16 protein-coding genes are annotated in these 16,433 nt (G+C 66.5%); 7 read left to right on the top strand and 9 right to left on the bottom strand.

All coding sequences use genetic code 11. The features are described 5' to 3' along the window. The first annotated feature begins 6 nt into the window (after positions 1-6). Positions 7-690, top strand: a complete 684-nt coding sequence (locus tag AAHS21_RS26085) for a uracil-DNA glycosylase (protein ID WP_342930424.1) — start codon at positions 7-9, stop codon at positions 688-690. 2 nt (positions 691-692) lie between these two features. On the opposite strand, the gene AAHS21_RS26080 is transcribed toward AAHS21_RS26085, so the two are convergent. From AAHS21_RS26080 to AAHS21_RS26065, 4 genes are read right to left on the bottom strand one after another with little or no spacing between them, the layout of a single operon-like run. Continuing rightward, positions 693-1,523 carry an oxidoreductase gene (locus AAHS21_RS26080; RefSeq protein WP_342930423.1) on the bottom strand — a complete coding sequence of 277 codons (831 nt, stop codon included), beginning with the start codon at positions 1,521-1,523 and terminating at the stop codon, positions 693-695. 1 nt (position 1,524) lies between these two features. After that, entirely contained in the window at positions 1,525-2,769 is a 1,245-nt protein-coding gene (locus AAHS21_RS26075) for a hypothetical protein (RefSeq protein ID WP_342930422.1), read from the bottom strand. Continuing rightward, the gene (locus tag AAHS21_RS26070) at positions 2,762-3,955 is read right to left on the bottom strand and encodes a sulfotransferase (RefSeq protein WP_342930421.1); all 1,194 of its coding nucleotides are present in this window, start codon (positions 3,953-3,955) and stop codon (positions 2,762-2,764) included. Before AAHS21_RS26070 ends, AAHS21_RS26075 begins: the two co-directional genes overlap by 8 nt. A gap of 4 nt (positions 3,956-3,959) precedes the next feature. Continuing rightward, positions 3,960-4,403, bottom strand: coding sequence for a nuclear transport factor 2 family protein (locus AAHS21_RS26065; protein WP_342930420.1), 444 nt, complete (start codon positions 4,401-4,403; stop codon positions 3,960-3,962). A gap of 61 nt (positions 4,404-4,464) precedes the next feature. Between AAHS21_RS26065 and AAHS21_RS26060 the strand changes: the two genes are divergently transcribed. Then, positions 4,465-5,355, top strand: a complete 891-nt coding sequence (locus tag AAHS21_RS26060; protein WP_342930419.1) for an SDR family NAD(P)-dependent oxidoreductase — start codon at positions 4,465-4,467, stop codon at positions 5,353-5,355. Between the two features lie 8 nt (positions 5,356-5,363). On the opposite strand, the gene AAHS21_RS26055 is transcribed toward AAHS21_RS26060, so the two are convergent. Together AAHS21_RS26055 and AAHS21_RS26050 are read right to left on the bottom strand one after the other, a co-directional pair. Beyond that, entirely contained in the window at positions 5,364-5,870 is a 507-nt protein-coding gene (locus tag AAHS21_RS26055; RefSeq protein WP_342930418.1) for a hypothetical protein, read from the bottom strand. 58 nt (positions 5,871-5,928) lie between these two features. Beyond that, the gene (locus AAHS21_RS26050) at positions 5,929-7,590 is read right to left on the bottom strand and encodes a DUF4185 domain-containing protein (protein ID WP_342930506.1); all 1,662 of its coding nucleotides are present in this window, start codon (positions 7,588-7,590) and stop codon (positions 5,929-5,931) included. Between the two features lie 60 nt (positions 7,591-7,650). On the opposite strand from AAHS21_RS26050, the gene AAHS21_RS26045 reads away from it, so the two are divergent. After that, positions 7,651-8,472, top strand: a complete 822-nt coding sequence (locus AAHS21_RS26045) for a mycofactocin-coupled SDR family oxidoreductase (protein WP_342930417.1) — start codon at positions 7,651-7,653, stop codon at positions 8,470-8,472. Between the two features lie 6 nt (positions 8,473-8,478). Here the strand turns inward: AAHS21_RS26045 and rpmB are convergent, their stop codons facing one another. Beyond that, entirely contained in the window at positions 8,479-8,673 is a 195-nt protein-coding gene (rpmB, locus tag AAHS21_RS26040; protein ID WP_036467958.1) for a 50S ribosomal protein L28, read from the bottom strand. 225 nt (positions 8,674-8,898) lie between these two features. On the opposite strand from rpmB, the gene AAHS21_RS26035 reads away from it, so the two are divergent. Genes AAHS21_RS26035 through AAHS21_RS26025 form a run of 3 tightly spaced genes read left to right on the top strand, consistent with a single transcriptional unit; the run spans position 8,899 to position 13,513 of the window. Then, positions 8,899-10,572 carry a DAK2 domain-containing protein gene (locus AAHS21_RS26035; protein ID WP_342930416.1) on the top strand — a complete coding sequence of 558 codons (1,674 nt, stop codon included), beginning with the start codon at positions 8,899-8,901 and terminating at the stop codon, positions 10,570-10,572. A gap of 2 nt (positions 10,573-10,574) precedes the next feature. After that, positions 10,575-12,803: an ATP-dependent DNA helicase RecG gene (gene recG, locus AAHS21_RS26030; RefSeq protein ID WP_342930415.1), complete on the top strand. Its 2,229-nt coding sequence runs from the start codon at positions 10,575-10,577 to the stop codon at positions 12,801-12,803. Continuing rightward, on the top strand, positions 12,800-13,513 hold the full coding sequence (locus AAHS21_RS26025; protein WP_342930414.1) for an HNH endonuclease family protein: 714 nt from the start codon (positions 12,800-12,802) through the stop codon (positions 13,511-13,513). The genes recG and AAHS21_RS26025 overlap by 4 nt, the downstream gene beginning before the upstream one ends. 49 nt (positions 13,514-13,562) lie before the next feature. Here the strand turns inward: AAHS21_RS26025 and AAHS21_RS26020 are convergent, their stop codons facing one another. Both AAHS21_RS26020 and AAHS21_RS26015 read right to left on the bottom strand, forming a co-directional pair. Then, on the bottom strand, positions 13,563-14,408 hold the full coding sequence (locus AAHS21_RS26020; protein ID WP_342930413.1) for an aldo/keto reductase: 846 nt from the start codon (positions 14,406-14,408) through the stop codon (positions 13,563-13,565). 5 nt (positions 14,409-14,413) lie between these two features. Beyond that, positions 14,414-15,259 carry an aldo/keto reductase gene (locus AAHS21_RS26015; protein ID WP_342930412.1) on the bottom strand — a complete coding sequence of 282 codons (846 nt, stop codon included), beginning with the start codon at positions 15,257-15,259 and terminating at the stop codon, positions 14,414-14,416. Between AAHS21_RS26015 and AAHS21_RS26010 the strand changes: the two genes are divergently transcribed. Next, entirely contained in the window at positions 15,258-16,376 is a 1,119-nt protein-coding gene (locus tag AAHS21_RS26010) for an alpha/beta hydrolase (protein ID WP_342930411.1), read from the top strand. The two genes, AAHS21_RS26015 and AAHS21_RS26010, sit on opposite strands and share 2 nt — an antisense overlap. The last annotated feature ends 57 nt before the right edge of the window (positions 16,377-16,433 follow it).

The raw sequence follows: 16,433 nt of genomic DNA, 5'->3' as shown, positions 1-16,433 counted from the left end.
TGCCCGGTGACCGCACGTCCATTGAACGAACTCGTCGAGCAGGGGTGGGCGGGTGCGCTCGAGCCGGTGGCCGAACAGGTGACCAAGATGGGGCAGTTCCTGCGCGACGAGATCGCGGCCGGCCGCAAGTACCTACCAGCTGGTCCGAACGTGTTGCGGGCCTTCACTTTTCCCTTCGATCAGGTCCGGGTGCTGATCGTCGGACAAGATCCCTACCCCACGCCGGGGCATGCGGTCGGCCTGAGCTTCTCGGTGGCTCCCGAGGTGCGGCCGCTGCCGCGCAGTCTGTCCAACATCTTCGACGAGTACTCAGCTGACCTGGGTTACCCGCAGCCGTCGTGCGGCGATCTGACGCCCTGGGCGCAGCGTGGCGTGCTGCTGTTGAACAGGGTCCTCACGGTTCGCCCGAGCAACCCGGCGTCGCATCGCGGCAAGGGCTGGGAAGCGGTCACCGAGTGCGCCATCCGCGCCCTGGTCGCGCGGTCGCAGCCGATGGTGGCCATCTTGTGGGGCCGCGACGCGTCCACCCTCAAACCGGTGCTGGCAGAGGGCAATTGCGTGGCAATCGAGTCGCCGCACCCCTCGCCGCTGTCCGCCTCGCGCGGATTCTTCGGCTCGCGCCCGTTCAGCCGCGCCAACGAGCTACTCACCGGGATGGGCGCCGACCCGATCGACTGGCGGCTGCCCTGAGCTCACGATTCGGGGAAGTTCACGTCCTTCGTGACGGCATTCCATTCTTCGATCGACGCCGACATCGCGGCGATCTTGTCGCGCATCGCCTTGAGCACGTCGCGGCCCAGCAGCAGCCGCAGCGGTGGCTCGTCAAGCGTGGTGACCATCAGCACCGCCTCGGCCACCTTGCGCGGGTCACCCGGCAGATGGTCGGCGAACTGCTTGATCAGGTCCTTGCGCGCGGCCACGTCGGCGTAGGCGGCGATCGGGTGGCGCGATTCCTTCATCGACCGCGTGGCCCAGTCGGTCCGGAATGCGCCCGGCTCGATCGCGGTCACCTTGATGCCCAGCGGCCGCACCTCGGTGGCCAGCGCCTCGGTCACGGCCTCGAGCGCGAACTTGGTCGACGAGTAGTAGGCGTTGGGCGGGTTGGCCACCAGGCCGGTCATCGACGAGATGTTGATGATGTGTCCCGCGCCGCGCTCGCGCATGGCCGGCAGCACCGCCTTGATCATGTCGACGGCCCCGAAGTAGTTGACGTCGAACAGCTTTCGCACCTCGGCGTCCTCACCCTCTTCCACCGAGGACAGGTAGCCGTGACCGGCGTTGTTGACCAGGACGTCGATCCCACCGAACGCCTTGTCGGCCGCCGCTACCGCGGCCGCGATCTGGGCGGCATCGGTCACATCGAGCGCCACCGCGACGGCCCGGCCCCCGAATTCGTCGGCCAGATCGGCCACCGCCTCGGCCCGCCGTGCGGTCACCACCACGCTGTGGCCGGCTTCCAATGCGGCGCGGGCGATCTCACGTCCGAAGCCGGTGGAGCAACCCGTGATCAGCCAGCGCGCCATCTCAGGCCGTCCCTTCCGGCAGCCGGCGCAGATACGCCGTGCGCCGCTGCGCCAGCGCGGTGGCCCGCTCTTGGGCGCTGACCCGTGGCAAGTGCGGCACCTCGGCGTCGAGCCGATCCAGCTTGATCACTCGTCCGCGCGCGCCGAGGTCCTCGCGCGGGCCGGTCTCGCCGAACTCCGCCATCCGCAGGGTCAGGATGGCCTCGCGCAGGCCGTCGGAGTCGATCCAGTTCGCGACGCCGGGGTCGACCGGCGAGATCACGTAGGTGTAGCTGCCGTCCGCATTGGGCACCGACTGCGCCTTGTTGAGGCTGCCGGTGCGGTCGACGAGATCGAGTGTGGTGCCCCAGATATTGCTCAGTGGCACGGTGAAGTATTCGGCGCCCCCGTCGTTGAGGTCGACGACGAACGCTTCGTCGGGCGCGAGTTCGAAGCGGCCCATCACATACACCTGGTTGCGCATCGCACCGACCTTGTCCGCCGACCAGGCCAGGTTGAAATGGTTGGCCGGCATCTTGTAGATGCCATGGCTGAGCTTGCCGGTGAAGTTGGCGAAATACTCCATCATCGCCGCGGTCGCCTCGGCCTGCTCGTCGCGCGTGCGCGCCGGGGTGGCCGGTGAGCCGCCAAGTCGTTGCACCTCAATGTAATTGGGGTCATCGCGGCCCCAGTCCAGCAGCACGTCGCGGATGTAGAACTCGTGAGCTTCCGGGGAGGTCTGCACATGGTTTACCCGCCCGTTGGCCGGGTCGGCATCCACGGTGATGGTGTAGCTGCCGTCGGAGTCGACCTCCATGGTGCGGCCGTTGAGCACGTTGACGGTGCCCATGTTGGCGTCCCACAGGGTGAAGTAGTTCTCGGTCATGCGGTGCTCGCCGACTCGCCCGCGGATCTCGTAACGCTCGTCGCCCGAGATCGGGATCACCCGATACACGCTGTCGGGATTGTCGATGCCCCAACGTGATCCGGGAATGCGACGGCCCGCAACCGGGTGCGCCAGCCGGGTGATGCAGGTGACCTTGGGCCGCAACTTGTCCTGGTTGGACGACCACATCGCCGCCGAGAACATCACCTCGGCGAACGAATCGTCGAACCGCTCGCGCATCGCGTCCGACGCCTTGGCCCGTCCCAGCCAGGTCTCGGCAACGGTGCGATAGGCGGCCTGGACGGTGGGATGGGAGATCAGGTCGAGGGCGGCCAGCTCCTGTTCGTGCTGGGATGCGGTCGAGACTGGATCGTCAGGCATGTGCTGTTCCTCCAAGGTGCTGTCCGAAACGCTGGTTGTACACGGTGAATCGCTCATCGACCTGCTCGGGTAGCAGGCCGTAGTTCGCCAAACCGTAGGGCGGGCGGGCCGCCTCGCGGGGACGCTCGTTGAGCCATCGCCGCATTGCATCCTCGGCGTCACCGGTGAGCGGCAGGCCGACGGCGTCGTAGACCCGAGTCACCTGTGCGATTGGATCGGCCACCGCGTCGTCGAATCCAATGTCGGTCACCACGGCGGCGTCGTCAGTCCAGCCGTCGCGGGTCGACATGGCCCGATCATTGGTCCAGCCCATCCGCTGCAGCCACTGCTGGCCCACCCGATGCACATCGACGCCGTCGGCGTGCATCGCGTGCAGGGTGGCGTTCAGGCTGGCCCCGGAAGCGATTGTGGTGCGCGGGTCGCGGTGCATGTGGACGATGTGCAGGCCGGGGAACCGCGCGCGCAACAAGTCTAGATACCCAAGGTGCGCAGGCGATTTCAGTACCCAGCGCTGGGCCACCTGTCCGCGCCTGCGCTTCTGCCACTGGATGAACTGCAGCATGCGGTGCAGGTGATCGTAGGCGGGGGAGAAGTCTTGCTGGTCGAGCCAGGACCGGTAATACGGAAGGTGCGCACCGGATTCGGGGACGTGGGACAGAAACGCGTCGGCCAGGAAGACGATCTCTTCTTCGGCCTCGCGTGCGTACATCGGGTGGATCGCGAACAGATCCGGCGCCAACTCGCGCGATTTCGCCTCTCGCGCTTCGCTGATCGCGATGCGCGGGTCGTCGGCAGCACTGAACTCATAGTCGAGCCGCGGCGCGACCTCGACAACCTCCCAACCGTAGGCGCAGACGAAACGCGGGTCGGCGGCCAGCAGCCGCTGCAGCAGGGTGGTGCCGCTGCGCATCATTCCGACGACGACGATCGGCGCGGCGACCTGCTCGTCGAGGATCTCCGGGTGCCGGCGGATCCACTCCTGGGTGCGAAGCCGCATGCGCAGGCTGTGCACGAGGCCGGAGCGCAGGATGTGCACGCCGATGGCGTTGAGGTCGGCGCGCGCGTAATCGTCCAGCAGCACCCGCAGCGGGCCCTCGAATTCGCCGGGGCCCCAATCGGTTAGCGTCTCTTTGCGCTGCGCGTCGGCCAGCACGCCCACTGGGTCAAAGGCGTTAGGGGCTGCCACGCGTTCAGAACTTCAGGTGCTGGCTGACGTCGCCGACCTGGTCGACGAACATGATGCGGCTGTCGAACCACCAGGCTCCGTCCACCCGGTGGAAGGTGTCCTTGTAGTGCCCGGTGACGATCACCTGCAGCGGAAGCTCAGGGGTGGCCTGCGTGACGCAGTAATAGGACGTGCTGCGCGCGGTGCCCGCGGCCTCGTCGATGTGGAGCGCCACATTGCTGGTGTTGTGTTTGGTCTTCGGGGTGCCGTCCTCGTAGATCCGGGTGGCCATGTCGTACATCTGGCGCACCCGGGCCGACCCTTCGAACACCGTCTCCGGCGGGCCGTCCTCCACGCCGCAGATGCGGCCATGCGCGAAAAGCCCGGCCACCCCGTCCAGGTCGCCACCGTCGAGGAGCTCGGCGTACCTGTAGATCAGGTTGGTGATTTCGCGTCCGCTGTCACTCATGCAGACCATGTTGGCAGAACTGACCCAACTTACATAGAACCGCCCATTACTCTTAAGCGTCGTGACGACACCCTGGACGCCGAGCCGCCTCGGCAACTTGACCGGCAAGCGAGTCATCGTGACGGGCGCGACCAACGGCGTCGGCCTGGGCACCGCGCAGGCGCTGACGAAAGCCGGCGCCCACGTGATCCTGGCCGTGCGCAACATCGACCTCGGCAAGGAGCGCGCCGCTGCGATGGGCGGCTCGACGTCGGTGATCAAGCTCGATCTCGCAGACTTGTCCTCGGTGCGGGCGTTCCCCGATCAGGTCGACGGGGACATCGACATTCTGATCAACAACGCCGGCACGCTCACCAACCATCGCAAGGAGACCGTCGACGGTTTCGAGATGACGCTGGGCACCAATCTGCTCGGGCCGTTCGCGTTGACGAATCTGCTGCTGGCCCGGGTGCGTTCGCAGATCATCAATGTGGGCTCCGATGCGCACAAGTCGGCCACGCTGCGCCTCGACGACATGCACCTGCGTCGCACCAAGTGGACACGACTGGGCTCCTATGCCATGTCCAAGCTCGGGGTCATGCTGTGGGGGCTTGAGCTGGATCGCCGGTTGCGCGCCGCCGGATCGCCGATCGTCACCCAACTGACTCATCCCGGATGGGTGGCCTCGAACCTGTCGAACATCTCCGACGCGCCGCTGATGTCGTTGGTGCAAAAAGTCGTCACCGTCGTCGCCGACCGGTTGGCCAACGACATCGCCGAAGGTGCGGCCACCACTTTGTACTGCATCAGCGAACCGGTGCCGCCGGGCAGCTTCGTCGGTGTCAGCGGCAGGTTCGGCCTGCGCGGCGAGCCGGCGTTGATCGGCCGCACACCGCTGGCGTCAAACTACGACGTGGCCGCCCGCCTGGTGGCCTTCGCCGAAGAACAGACGGGCACCACGCTGGCCGTCTAGCAGCCGGTTCACACGTGCGGCAGCCAGCCGGACCCGTGCGCCGACAGCACGAAGCCATGGCCTTCGGGGTCTTTGCACGCGGTGGTACCCGCGTTGTCGACGCCGCAGATCACGCCGTCCACGGTGATCGAGTGCAGCGGCGGCAGCGTCTTGACTCCGTTCGGCGTACCCCCGGAGGGTGCGATCTGTTGTAGGCCCGTCCGGGTTCCCATCCAGTTCGTGCGCACAGCACCCTTGGACGTCGGTGAAGCAGCCGGGATACCCGGGAGATTGTTTCCCGTGCACTGCGCTTGACCCGATTGGAAATTGCAGTTGACGCCGTCCGGGGTAACGAAAAATACTTGCGCCGCAGGTATTCCCGGGGTGGACGCGTCCACTTCGTAGTCCGCGACATTGACCGGTGCATAGCTCGCGATATCAGGGAACGACGGCGGATCGGCGTGGGCTGTGCAGGCGCTGAGCACCGCGGTGACCGCCGGTGCTGCCACAACTGCCGCGAACGCTCTAGTGATCATGTATGTCCTATCGAGAGTTGCGGTCTATCTATTACTTTCGTACCCGGGGGCACGACGATCATGGCCCCGGATTGACCAGAACCTGCTGCACGTTGTACGGGACGTTCAACTGGGTGTTCCACTGGCTGACGAAGATATTCAGGTTGTCCAGTGTCGAGCCGGGCATGATGTAGCCGCCGTAAGGCTGAGGAACCGAGACTGGTGTGCCCTGATTGTCGTTGTGCGCGATCACGGTTGGCGAGTTGCCGCTGAAAACGTCCGTCGGAGTATTGGCGACGCGCACCTCTACTTGATTCACGCCCGGGCTGCTGTTGAATCCCGACAACACCGGCTTTCCGTCTACTTCCTGGAAACTGAGTTCGCCGTACCTGTCTGGACTCAGCGGTACGGTCGCGACTTCTCCGGCTTTGCCCCAGCCGCTGCCGTTCCAGGGTTGCCATGCGCCGCGGTCGGTAACGTGCTCGGGATCCACGCGGTACATGGTGACGCCCTGGCTGCGGTCGAAGGAGTCCGCGGCGATGTACACGTTGCCGTCGTTGGCCTGATAGCCGCTGATCTGGGTGGGTTGGCTGGTCAAACTGGTGCCGGGGTGCGGGACGTGGTTCGGGTTGGGCGCCGGTGTCCACGGACGCCACGATCCGTCGATGGGCTTCCAGCCCCCGGCCGGGTCGTTGGTGACTTTGGTCAGCCACGTGCCGCCGTCGGGATTCAGGTCGGTGGTGCCCGCGACCATCATGTACGTGGTGCCGTCGCGCATCCGGATGCTCCCAGCCGGGAGTGTGTTCTTGCCCGCGGCTTGCGGCGGCGGGGGAAACAGGATGGTCGGGCTGCCGTCCGGCCCGGTCAAGGGCTCGCCGAAGTGGGGACGGCCCTGTTTGTCGAAGGTCACCGGCACGGCCACCGACGGGTAGTGCGTCCCGTCGTAAGCCTTGTTGCCGGAGAACGAATCCCCGAAGATCGCGAGATAACGGCCGTCTTGCAGCTGCACCACTTCGCCGAGGTCCGCCGCTCCGATTCCGGGGATGCCCGGATTGGCGCCGGTCCCCGCGATCGGTCCCAGATTCCGTACCTGGCCGGGTAGCAACGGGCCTTCGAACCAGCCACCGACGGTCTGCGGCGGGTCGTAGCCTTCGCTGTGCAGGCTCGCCATCGTGGTCTTCAGCGTGCCCTCATAGCCGTTGCGCGTCGCCAGCAGATCGTTGAGCGCGGCCTTGGTGTCATTGATGGCGTTGTCTTCACACGTCGTGATGAAGGCAGCCAGCGCATGCTTGTCCGCTTCGCTGAGATTGGCTTGCTTTTCCATTGCCAACGCTTGGGTGATCATGTTGTCGAGCGTCTGCAACTGGCTCTCGAGAGCGGCGATCCGTGCCGCGCCGGCCTTCTGGGCTTCGGCCAGTGCCGCAGCGATTTTTTCCAGGTCGACGCCGATCTTGGGTAACTGAAGCGACTGCGCACCAAGGGATTTGGTGACGCGCTGCACCTCATCGGAGTCGTTGATCGGATGGCCGCCGTTCTCCCTGTTCCAGGCCGCTTCGAAGCGCTGGCGGGCATCCGCGAAAGCCTGGCTGGATTCGGCGGTGCACACCGCCGCGCCGTGAAAAGCCTCCGCCAAATCGGAAATCTGGGCGGGACGCCCCGCTTGCAGGCTCTGGTTGATGGCCCAGGGATCGCCGCCGGCATGGGCAATGAGCATGGGGATGTTGATGGACTGCAGCTGCATTGTCATAGCCATCCTCCCCTGATGCAGATGTTAAGGCCGCAGGCAGGTACGTTGCCCGTCATGGGTGAACTCGACAATTCGGTAGCCGTCATCACGGGTGCGGCACGCGGCCAGGGACGCAGCCACGCCGTGGCGCTTGCCGAACAGGGCGCCGACATCGTCGCCGTGGACATCTGCGCCGATATCGACGCGATTCCCTATCCATTGGGGACCAAAGCGGATCTCGAAGAGACCGCGCGCCTGGTCGAAGCCGCGGGCCGCAAGGCGGTGCCCGTCGTCGCCGACGTCCGCGACCTGCCCCAGTTGGAGGCCGGTGTGCAGACCGCGGTCGACGATCTCGGCGAGGTGGACATCGTCATCGCCAACGCCGGGGTGGTGGCGATCGGTGACACCGAGATCCGCAACGAGCCGGTGTTCAACTCGATCGTGGACACCAACCTCAAGGGGGTCTGGCACACGCTGCTGGCGACGGTGCCGTCGATGATTCGCGGGGGCAAGGGCGGATCGATCGTGATGGTCAGCTCGTCGCAGGGCCTGACCGGCCGGGGTGGCGACGGCACCGCGGCGATGTTCGCCTACGCCGCATCCAAGCACGGTGTGGTGGGGCTGATGCGTTCGGCCGCCAATGCCTATGCGCCGCACAAGATTCGGGTCAATTCGATCCATCCGGCCGGAGTCATGACCCCGATGATCCTCAACGACTTCGTGGTGAACCGGATGCTGGAGAATCCGAACCCCGCCGTCGCGCAGATGCTGTTACCCGACGTGCCGCTGGTCGAGCCGCAGGACGTGACCGAAGCCGTGCTGTGGCTGGTCGGTCCCCGCGCCCGCTACATCACCGGCGTATCGATACCCGTGGACGCCGGACACATCGTGATGTAGCTGCGGCTAGCCGCGTACGACCTTGCCGGCCTTGATGCAGGACGCGCAGACATTGAGACGTTGCTTGTTGCCGCCGGGACGCGCCACGACGTGCACCGTCTGCACGTTCGGGTCCCAGCGCCGGCTGGTGCGCCGGTGGGAGTGCGACACCGACTTACCGAAGCCGGGGCCTTTCCCGCAGATATCGCACACAGCGGCCATCGTTCAAGCTCCTCAAATGTTCGGGGGTCCGGCACGGATTGCGCGCCGCGACAGCCCAGGATACCGACTGTGGTGGGCAACCACCAAAACGATCCACAACTGACGCTCGGCTTACTTCTGAACGCGTCGGCGCGGCTGGCTAGGCTCAATAGGCCGGTCAGCCCATACCGGCACGATGTGGCTCGCGGGCGGTCTGCTCGAACGGTTCCGAGGAGGTGGGTCGCAGTGCGCAGTTCGGATCGTCTGCTCGACGCACCGGCGCTGCGGGACTGGGCGCACACCGCCGTCAGCGACCTGATCACTCACATCGACGAGATCAACCGTCTCAACGTCTTCCCGGTCGCCGACTCCGACACCGGGGCAAACATGCTGTTCACGATGCGTTCCGCGCTGGCCGAGGCCAACGCCGGGATCGGCGCGGATGCCAGCCCCCGCTGCGTCGCCCGGGTCGCGTCCGCCCTGTCCGCCGGTGCGCTCAACGGAGCGCGTGGCAACTCCGGGGTGATCCTGTCGCAGATCCTGCGCGGTATCGCCGACGTCACCGCCACCGCGGCCGCGGGCTCCGGCGGTGAGCTGCCACACATGGATGCGGTGCTGCTCGGTGCGGCGTTGCAGCGCGGTGTCGAGCTGGTGATCACCTCGATGGGCGGCCAGGAAGTCCCGGGAACCATCGTCTCGGTGCTGCGGGCGGCCGCCGACGCCGTGGAGAAGTGCGCGAACGACGGGCTGGCCTCGGCCATCACCGCGGCCGGCGACGCCGCAGTCGTCGCGCTGGAAAAGACCCCTGAGCAGCTGGATGTGCTGGCCGACGCCGGTGCCGTGGACGCCGGTGGGCGGGGCCTGCTGGTGCTGCTGGATGCGCTGCGTTCGACGGTCGGCGGCCAGCCACCCGCCCGCACGGTCTATGAGCTCTCACCGCGCGAACAGCAGGTGGCCGGCGCCCCCGAACGGCCGGCACCGCAGTTCGAGGTGATGTATCGGCTGGACGGAAGCAATCCGCCGGCGGCCACCGCACTGCGGGACCGGCTGATGAAATTGGGTGATTCCGTGGCCATCGCGGCCGCGCCGTTCACCAACCAGGCCAGCTATTCGGTGCACGTGCACACCGACGACGCCGGCGCCGCCGTCGAAGCCGGACTGGCGGCCGGACGGCTGAGCCGGATCATGATTTCGTCGCTGAGCTCCGGGTCCGTCGGGCTGCCCGCGGGCAGCTGGACCAAGGAACGGGCCGTGCTGGCGGTCGTCGACGGCAGCGGCGCCGCCGAGCTGTTCGCCGGCGAGGGCGCCCACGTGCTGTCGCCCGCGGCGGACGCGGGCGACCCGGTCACCGGTATCAGCGCTCACCAGCTGATGCGGGCCGTGGTCGACACCGGCGCCGCGCAGGTGATGGTGCTGCCCAACGGCTACGTGGCGGCCGAGGAGCTGGTCGCCGGCTGCACCGCGGCCATCGGCTGGGGCATCGACGTGGTGCCGATACCGACCGGGTCGATGGTGCAAGGGCTGGCGGCGCTGGCCGTGCACGAAACGGACCGGCAGGCGGTCGACGATGGCTACACGATGGCGCGTGCCGCCGGCGGCGCTCGGTACGGATCGGTGCGTATCGCCACCGAGAGCGCGCTGACCTGGGCGGGCCGCTGTCAGCCCGGCGACGGCCTGGGTATCGCGGGTGATGAGGTGTTGATCGTGGCCGCCGACGCGCCCGGGGCGGCGATTGGCCTACTCGATCTGCTGTTGGCGTCCGGTGGCGACCTGGTGACCGTGCTGGTCGGTGCCGGCATCGACGACGATTCGGTGACGAGCGTCCTGCAAGAGCACGTCCACGACCACCATCCGGGCACCGAGCTGGTGACCTACCGCACCGGCCATCGCGGCGACGCACTGCTGATCGGCGTCGAGTAATCGTGGCCTCGCGCAGCGATCGGCTGGACTACGTGCTGGGCGCCAAGGCGGCGAATTCCCTGGACGAGGTGTTCGGCATCCGCACGGTCGACGACCTGCTGCGCCACTACCCGCGCAGCTATACCGAGACGGCCGCGAGATGGGATGCCGCCGACGACTCGCCCGAAGTCGGCCAGCACATCACCCTCGTCGACACGATCACCGACACCCACTCGTTCCCGATGAAGAAGAACCCGCGGCGCAAATGCCTGCGCATCACCGTGGGCGCGGGTCGCAGCAAGGTGACGGCGACGTTCTTCAACGCCGACTACCTCAGCAAGGACCTCACCGAGGGCACTCGGGTGATGCTCTCCGGGGAAGTCGGCTACTTCAGAAACGTCATGCAGCTGACGCATCCGGACTTTCTCATCCTGGATTCGCCGAGCGGGCGCAACCGCGGCAGCAAATCGCTGAAAACCATCGCCGACACCTCCGCGGGCCTGTCCGGCGAGGAACTGACGTCGGTATTCGACCGCCGCTTCTTCCCGATCTACCCGGCCAGCACCAAGCTGCAGAGCTGGGACATCTACGCCTGCGTGCGCCAGGTGCTCGAGGTTCTCGATCCGGTGCCCGATCCGCTGCCCGCCGAGTTGGTCGCCGAGCGCGGCCTGATGTCCGAAGACGCCGCGCTGCGGGCGATCCACCTCGCCGAGGACGAGGCGCAGCGCCGCCGCGCGCGCGAACGATTGACGTTCGACGAAGCCGTCGGCCTGCAATGGGCACTGGTTGCACGCCGGCACGGCGAGCTGTCGCAATCGGGACCATCGGCGCCCCGACGGTCAACTGGTTTGGTCGCGCAACTGTTGGGCCGCTTGCCCTTCGAGCTGACGGCCGGACAGCGCGAAACGCTCGCCGTGCTGTCCGATGGACTGGCGGCCAATCGCCCGATGAACCGGCTGCTGCAGGGGGAGGTCGGCTCGGGCAAGACGATCCTCGCGGTGCTGGCGATGCTGCAGATGGTCGATGCGGGCTACCAGTGCGCACTGCTGGCTCCCACCGAAGTCCTTGCCGCACAACATTTGCGGTCGATCAACGACGTACTAGGACCACTGGCGATGGCCGGCCAGCTGGGCGGGGCCGATAGTGAAGGCGGCGTGGCGACCCGGGCCGCGCTGCTGACCGGATCGATGTCGACCGCGCAGAAGAACCAAGTGCGCCGCGAGATCGCCGGCGGTGAGGTTGGCATCGTCATCGGCACGCATGCCCTGCTGCAGGACGTGGTGGAATTCGCCAACCTGGGCATGGTCGTCGTCGACGAGCAACACCGATTCGGCGTCGAGCAACGAGATCGTTTGCGCGCCAAAGCACCTGCGGGCATCACGCCGCACCTGCTGGTGATGACGGCGACGCCGATACCGCGCACCGTCGCGTTGACCGTCTACGGCGACCTGGAAACCTCGACACTGCGCGAGCTGCCGCGCGGCCGCCAGCCCATCACCAGCAACGTCATTTTCGTCAAGGACAAACCAGCCTGGCTGGACCGCGCCTGGCAGCGCATCCGCGAGGAGGTGGCAGCCGGCCGGCAGGCCTACGTGGTGGCACCGCGCATCGACGAGACCGACGAGCCTGACACTGAGGGCGATGCCCGCAAATCGACTACCGCCGAAGGCCTCTTCGCGCAATTGCGTTGCGGTGAGCTGTCGAACGTGCGGCTGGGGCTGATGCACGGACGGTTGTCCGCCGAGGACAAGGACGCCGCCATGGCCGCGTTTCGCAACGGCGAAACCGATGTGCTGGTGTGCACCACCGTGATCGAGGTCGGTGTCGACGTCCCCAATGCCACGGTGATGCTGGTGATGGACGCCGACCGATTCGGGATCAGTCAATTGCATCAGCTGCGTGGCCGCATCGGCCGCGGCCGGCATCCGAGCCTGTGCCTGCTGGCGACGTGGAGTTCGCCGGGCTCTACGGCCGGCCGGCGGCTGACCGCGGTGGCCGCGACGCTGGACGGGTTCGCCCTTTCCGAGCTGGATCTGAGAGAGCGCCGGGAAGGAGACGTGCTGGGCCGCAACCAGTCCGGCCGGGCGATCAATTTGCGGCTGCTGTCGCTGGCCGATCATCTGGCCTACATTGAAGCCGCGCGCGATTTCTGCACCCGAGCGTATGAGGCTGACCGTCAAAATCCCGAATTAGATTCCCTGGCAGCACAATTCACCGACTCGGATCGCATCGAATACCTGGACAAGTCGTGAGCCGCAAAGTGCTGCTGTGGTTATCGGCAGCCGCGGTGCTCGCGGTGCTGGTCGCCTACCAGACGCTGGGATCGACATCGGCCAGGCACGCGGAGATCGCCGCACGCGCAGACGTGCCCACGGTGGCGCCCGGCACCGATGTGCTGGCCGGCGTTGCGGTGGCACCACTTCGGGTGCACCACTATGACTACCGCAGGTCGGCCTTCGGCGATGCATGGGACGACGACAACGACGCCCCGGGCGGGCACAACGGATGTGACACCCGCGACGACATCCTGGACCGCGATCTCGTCGACAAGACATATGTGGCAATCAAGCGGTGCCCCACCGCCGTCGCCACCGGCACACTGCACGACCCGTATACCAACACCACGATCGCATTCCAGCGCGGCGCGAAGGTCGGCGAAGCGGTGCAGATCGACCACATCGTCCCGCTCGCCTATGCCTGGGACATGGGGGCTTTCGGCTGGCCGGATCCCGAACGGTTGCGCTTCGCCAACGATCCGGCCAACCTGCTGGCCGTGCAGGGCCAGGCCAATCAGGACAAGGGTGACCAGGCGCCGGCCCTATGGATGCCGCCCAACAAGGCGTTCGCCTGTCAGTACGCGATGCAATTCATCGCGGTGCTGCGCGGGTATCAGCTGCCAGTGGACCAGGCATCGGCGACCGTGCTGCGGCAGGCCGCGGCCACCTGTCCGGCGGGACCGTGAGAGGGCCAGACGCACAGTCGGGCCGGGTGCCCGGCGCCGTCGCCGGGTCCTAGGTGCCTTCGTAGGTGTCAGGATCCGGGCGCAGCCGGGTTCCGTCGTTGAGCGCGTTGATCGCGTCCACGTGCTCGGCGGCCAATTCGAAATCGAAGATGTCTAAGTCGGTGGCGATGTGCTCCGGTGCCGCCGAGCGGAAGACGACGGCGTTGCCCAATTGCACGTTCCACCGTAAGAGCACCTGCGACGCCGTCTTGCCGTACTCACTGGCCACCGAATTCACGGTCGGATTGTCGTTCAGCTTGCCCAGGGCCAGCGGTGTGTAGGACTGCGTCACGACGTTGTGCTGCGCGTTGGCCTTGCGCATGTCGTCTTGGTTCAGCAGCGGGTGCAGTTCGATCTGATTGACCGCCGGGGTGGTGAAGGTCAGGTCGATCACCATCTCGAGGTGTTCGGCGGTGAAATTCGAGACACCGATCGAGCGGGCGTGTCCGGCGGCGCGGACCTGCAGCAGGCCACCGAAGGAATCCACATACTTGCCCAGCGCCGCGGCCGGCCAATGGATCAGATACAGGTCCAGGTAATCCAGGCCCAGTCGTTCCAGGCTGGCTTCGCAGGCATCCTGCGCGCCCTTGAGACCCTGGTCGGCGGTGGCGAGTTTGGTGGTGACGAACAGCTCCGCGCGGGGAATCCCGGATGCGGCAATGGCGCGACCGACGGCGGCTTCATTGCCGTAAGCCGCAGCGGTGTCGATCAGCCGGCAGCCGATCTCGAGCGCCGCCGATACGGCGCGTTCGGTCTCGTCCTCCGACAAATCCGCGACGCCGAGACCAAGCACCGGCATCGTGTTTTCGTCATTGAGAGTGATCGAGGGCACGGCGAGGCCCGCATCGCCAGTCACGTCATTCACCTACCTGTGAAACTGAAGGTTCGTGGATCAGGACCAAGCCGACTTCCGTCATCGAGCGAGGAAATCGTCGCCATTTCATCGGCGCTGAGATCGAAATCGAACACGTCGAAGTTACTCGCAATCCGGGCAGGGTTCACTGACTTGGGGATCACGATATTACCGAGCTGGATGTGCCATCTGATCAGCACCTGGGCGGGTGTCCGCCCGCACCCTTCCGCAACAGCCGTGACGGTCGGATTCGTGAGCAGCGCTCCTTGGCCCAGCGGCGCCCACGCCTCGGTCGCGATTCCGCGCTGGGCGTGCACCTTTCGTAATTCCGTCTGGGGATAGCGAGGATGCAGCTCGATCTGATTGACCGCGGGAACGATGCCGGTGGCATCGATCAGAACCATCAGATGCTCCGGCGCGAAATTGCTGACTCCGATGGAGCGGATCCGGCCCTGGTCGCGCAGATGGGCGAAAGCCTTGAAGGTTTCGACAAACTTTCCCAGCGCCGGCACCGGCCAGTGGATGAGGTAGAGGTCGAGATAGTCGAGGCCGAGCCGGTCCATGCTGGCGTCGAAGGCCGTCAACGTGCTGTCGTAACCCTGCTCGGAGTTCCACAGCTTGGTCACCACGTAGAGTTGATCCCGCGGCACGTCGGAATCGGCGATCGCGCGCCCGGTTTCCCGTTCATTGCGGTAGGCGGCAGCGGTGTCGATATGCCGGTAACCGGCTTGCAGCGCGGTACGTACCGCCTGCTCAGTCTCTGCCGGAGGGACCTGGAAGACTCCGAACCCGACGGCGGGGATCGTATGACCGTCATTGAGGGTGACTGAGTTTGATTCGAGGGGGCCGGACATGACACAGAGTCTGCCAGGCGCGCCGGACCTGCATCCCGGAGCTCGACGCGGATCGACGCGCTGGGCCGATCGCGTGCAGGACGTCGTCACCAATGTCGGCGTCAAGGCCATTCCCTGGATCCCGACACCGGCGAAGCGGCTGATATTCGGCGGCCGGTCGATCATCATCGATGGCAACACGCTTGACCCGACGCTGCAGCTGGTCCTGTCCGCGACGCGGCTCTCCGGCATCGAGGGACTGGACGTCAATGACGACCCGGTGGCGTCGCGGGCGCAGATGCGCCAGACGCTGCTGTCGCTACCCGGTCCCCAGATTCACGTCATGGTCGACGACCTGACGATTCCGGGGCCGGCGGGCGGGATCGGAGCCCGCCACTACCGTCCGGCCGGCGATGGGCCCGCGGACTTACTGGTCTTCTATCACGGTGGCGGCTGGACGATCGGAGATCTGGACACCGCCGATGCGCTGTGCCGCTTGACCTGCCGAGACGCCGGGATTCAGGTGCTGTCGATCGACTACCGGCTGGCGCCGGAGCATCCGGCGCCGGCCGCGATCGACGACGCCTACGCGGCGTTCAAGTGGGCCCACGACCATGCCGGAGAACTCGGCGCGAACCCGGGGCGCGTCGCGGTCGGGGGAGACAGCGCGGGCGGCAACCTGGCCGCCGTCGTATGCCAATTGGCGCGCGACGAGGGCGGTCCGGCGCCGCTGCTGCAGTGGCTGATCTACCCGCGGACCGATTTCACCGCGCAGAATCGCTCGCTGAGCCTGTTCGCCCGCGGCTTCCTGCTGACCAAACGCGATATCGACTGGTTCACCGCGGAGTACCTCAACGGCACCGGCATCGACCTGACCGATCCGCGCGTCTCGCCGGCGTATGCCGAATCATTGTCCGGGTTGGCGCCAGCGCTGATCGCCGTGGCGGGATTCGATCCGTTGCGCGACGAAGGTCAGGCTTACGCCGCCGCACTGCAGGACGCCGGCACCCCGGTGGACCTGCGGTACATGGGCTCGCTGACACACGGCTTCGCCAGCCTGTTTCAGCTGGGGGGCGCCAGCGCGGCCGCGACCAGTGATCTGATTTCCGCACTGCGCGCTCACCTGAGCCGGGCCTGATTTGCCGCGCCGCGCTCGCCGGTAATCTAGTAGCGCGGTCTCCGACTTAAGGTCCGC

Source organism: Mycobacterium sp. 050272 (genome assembly GCF_039023525.1).
Lineage (GTDB): Bacteria > Actinomycetota > Actinomycetes > Mycobacteriales > Mycobacteriaceae > Mycobacterium.
Note: the sequence above shows the minus strand (reverse complement) of the source record. Positions and strands in the feature narration are given on the sequence as shown.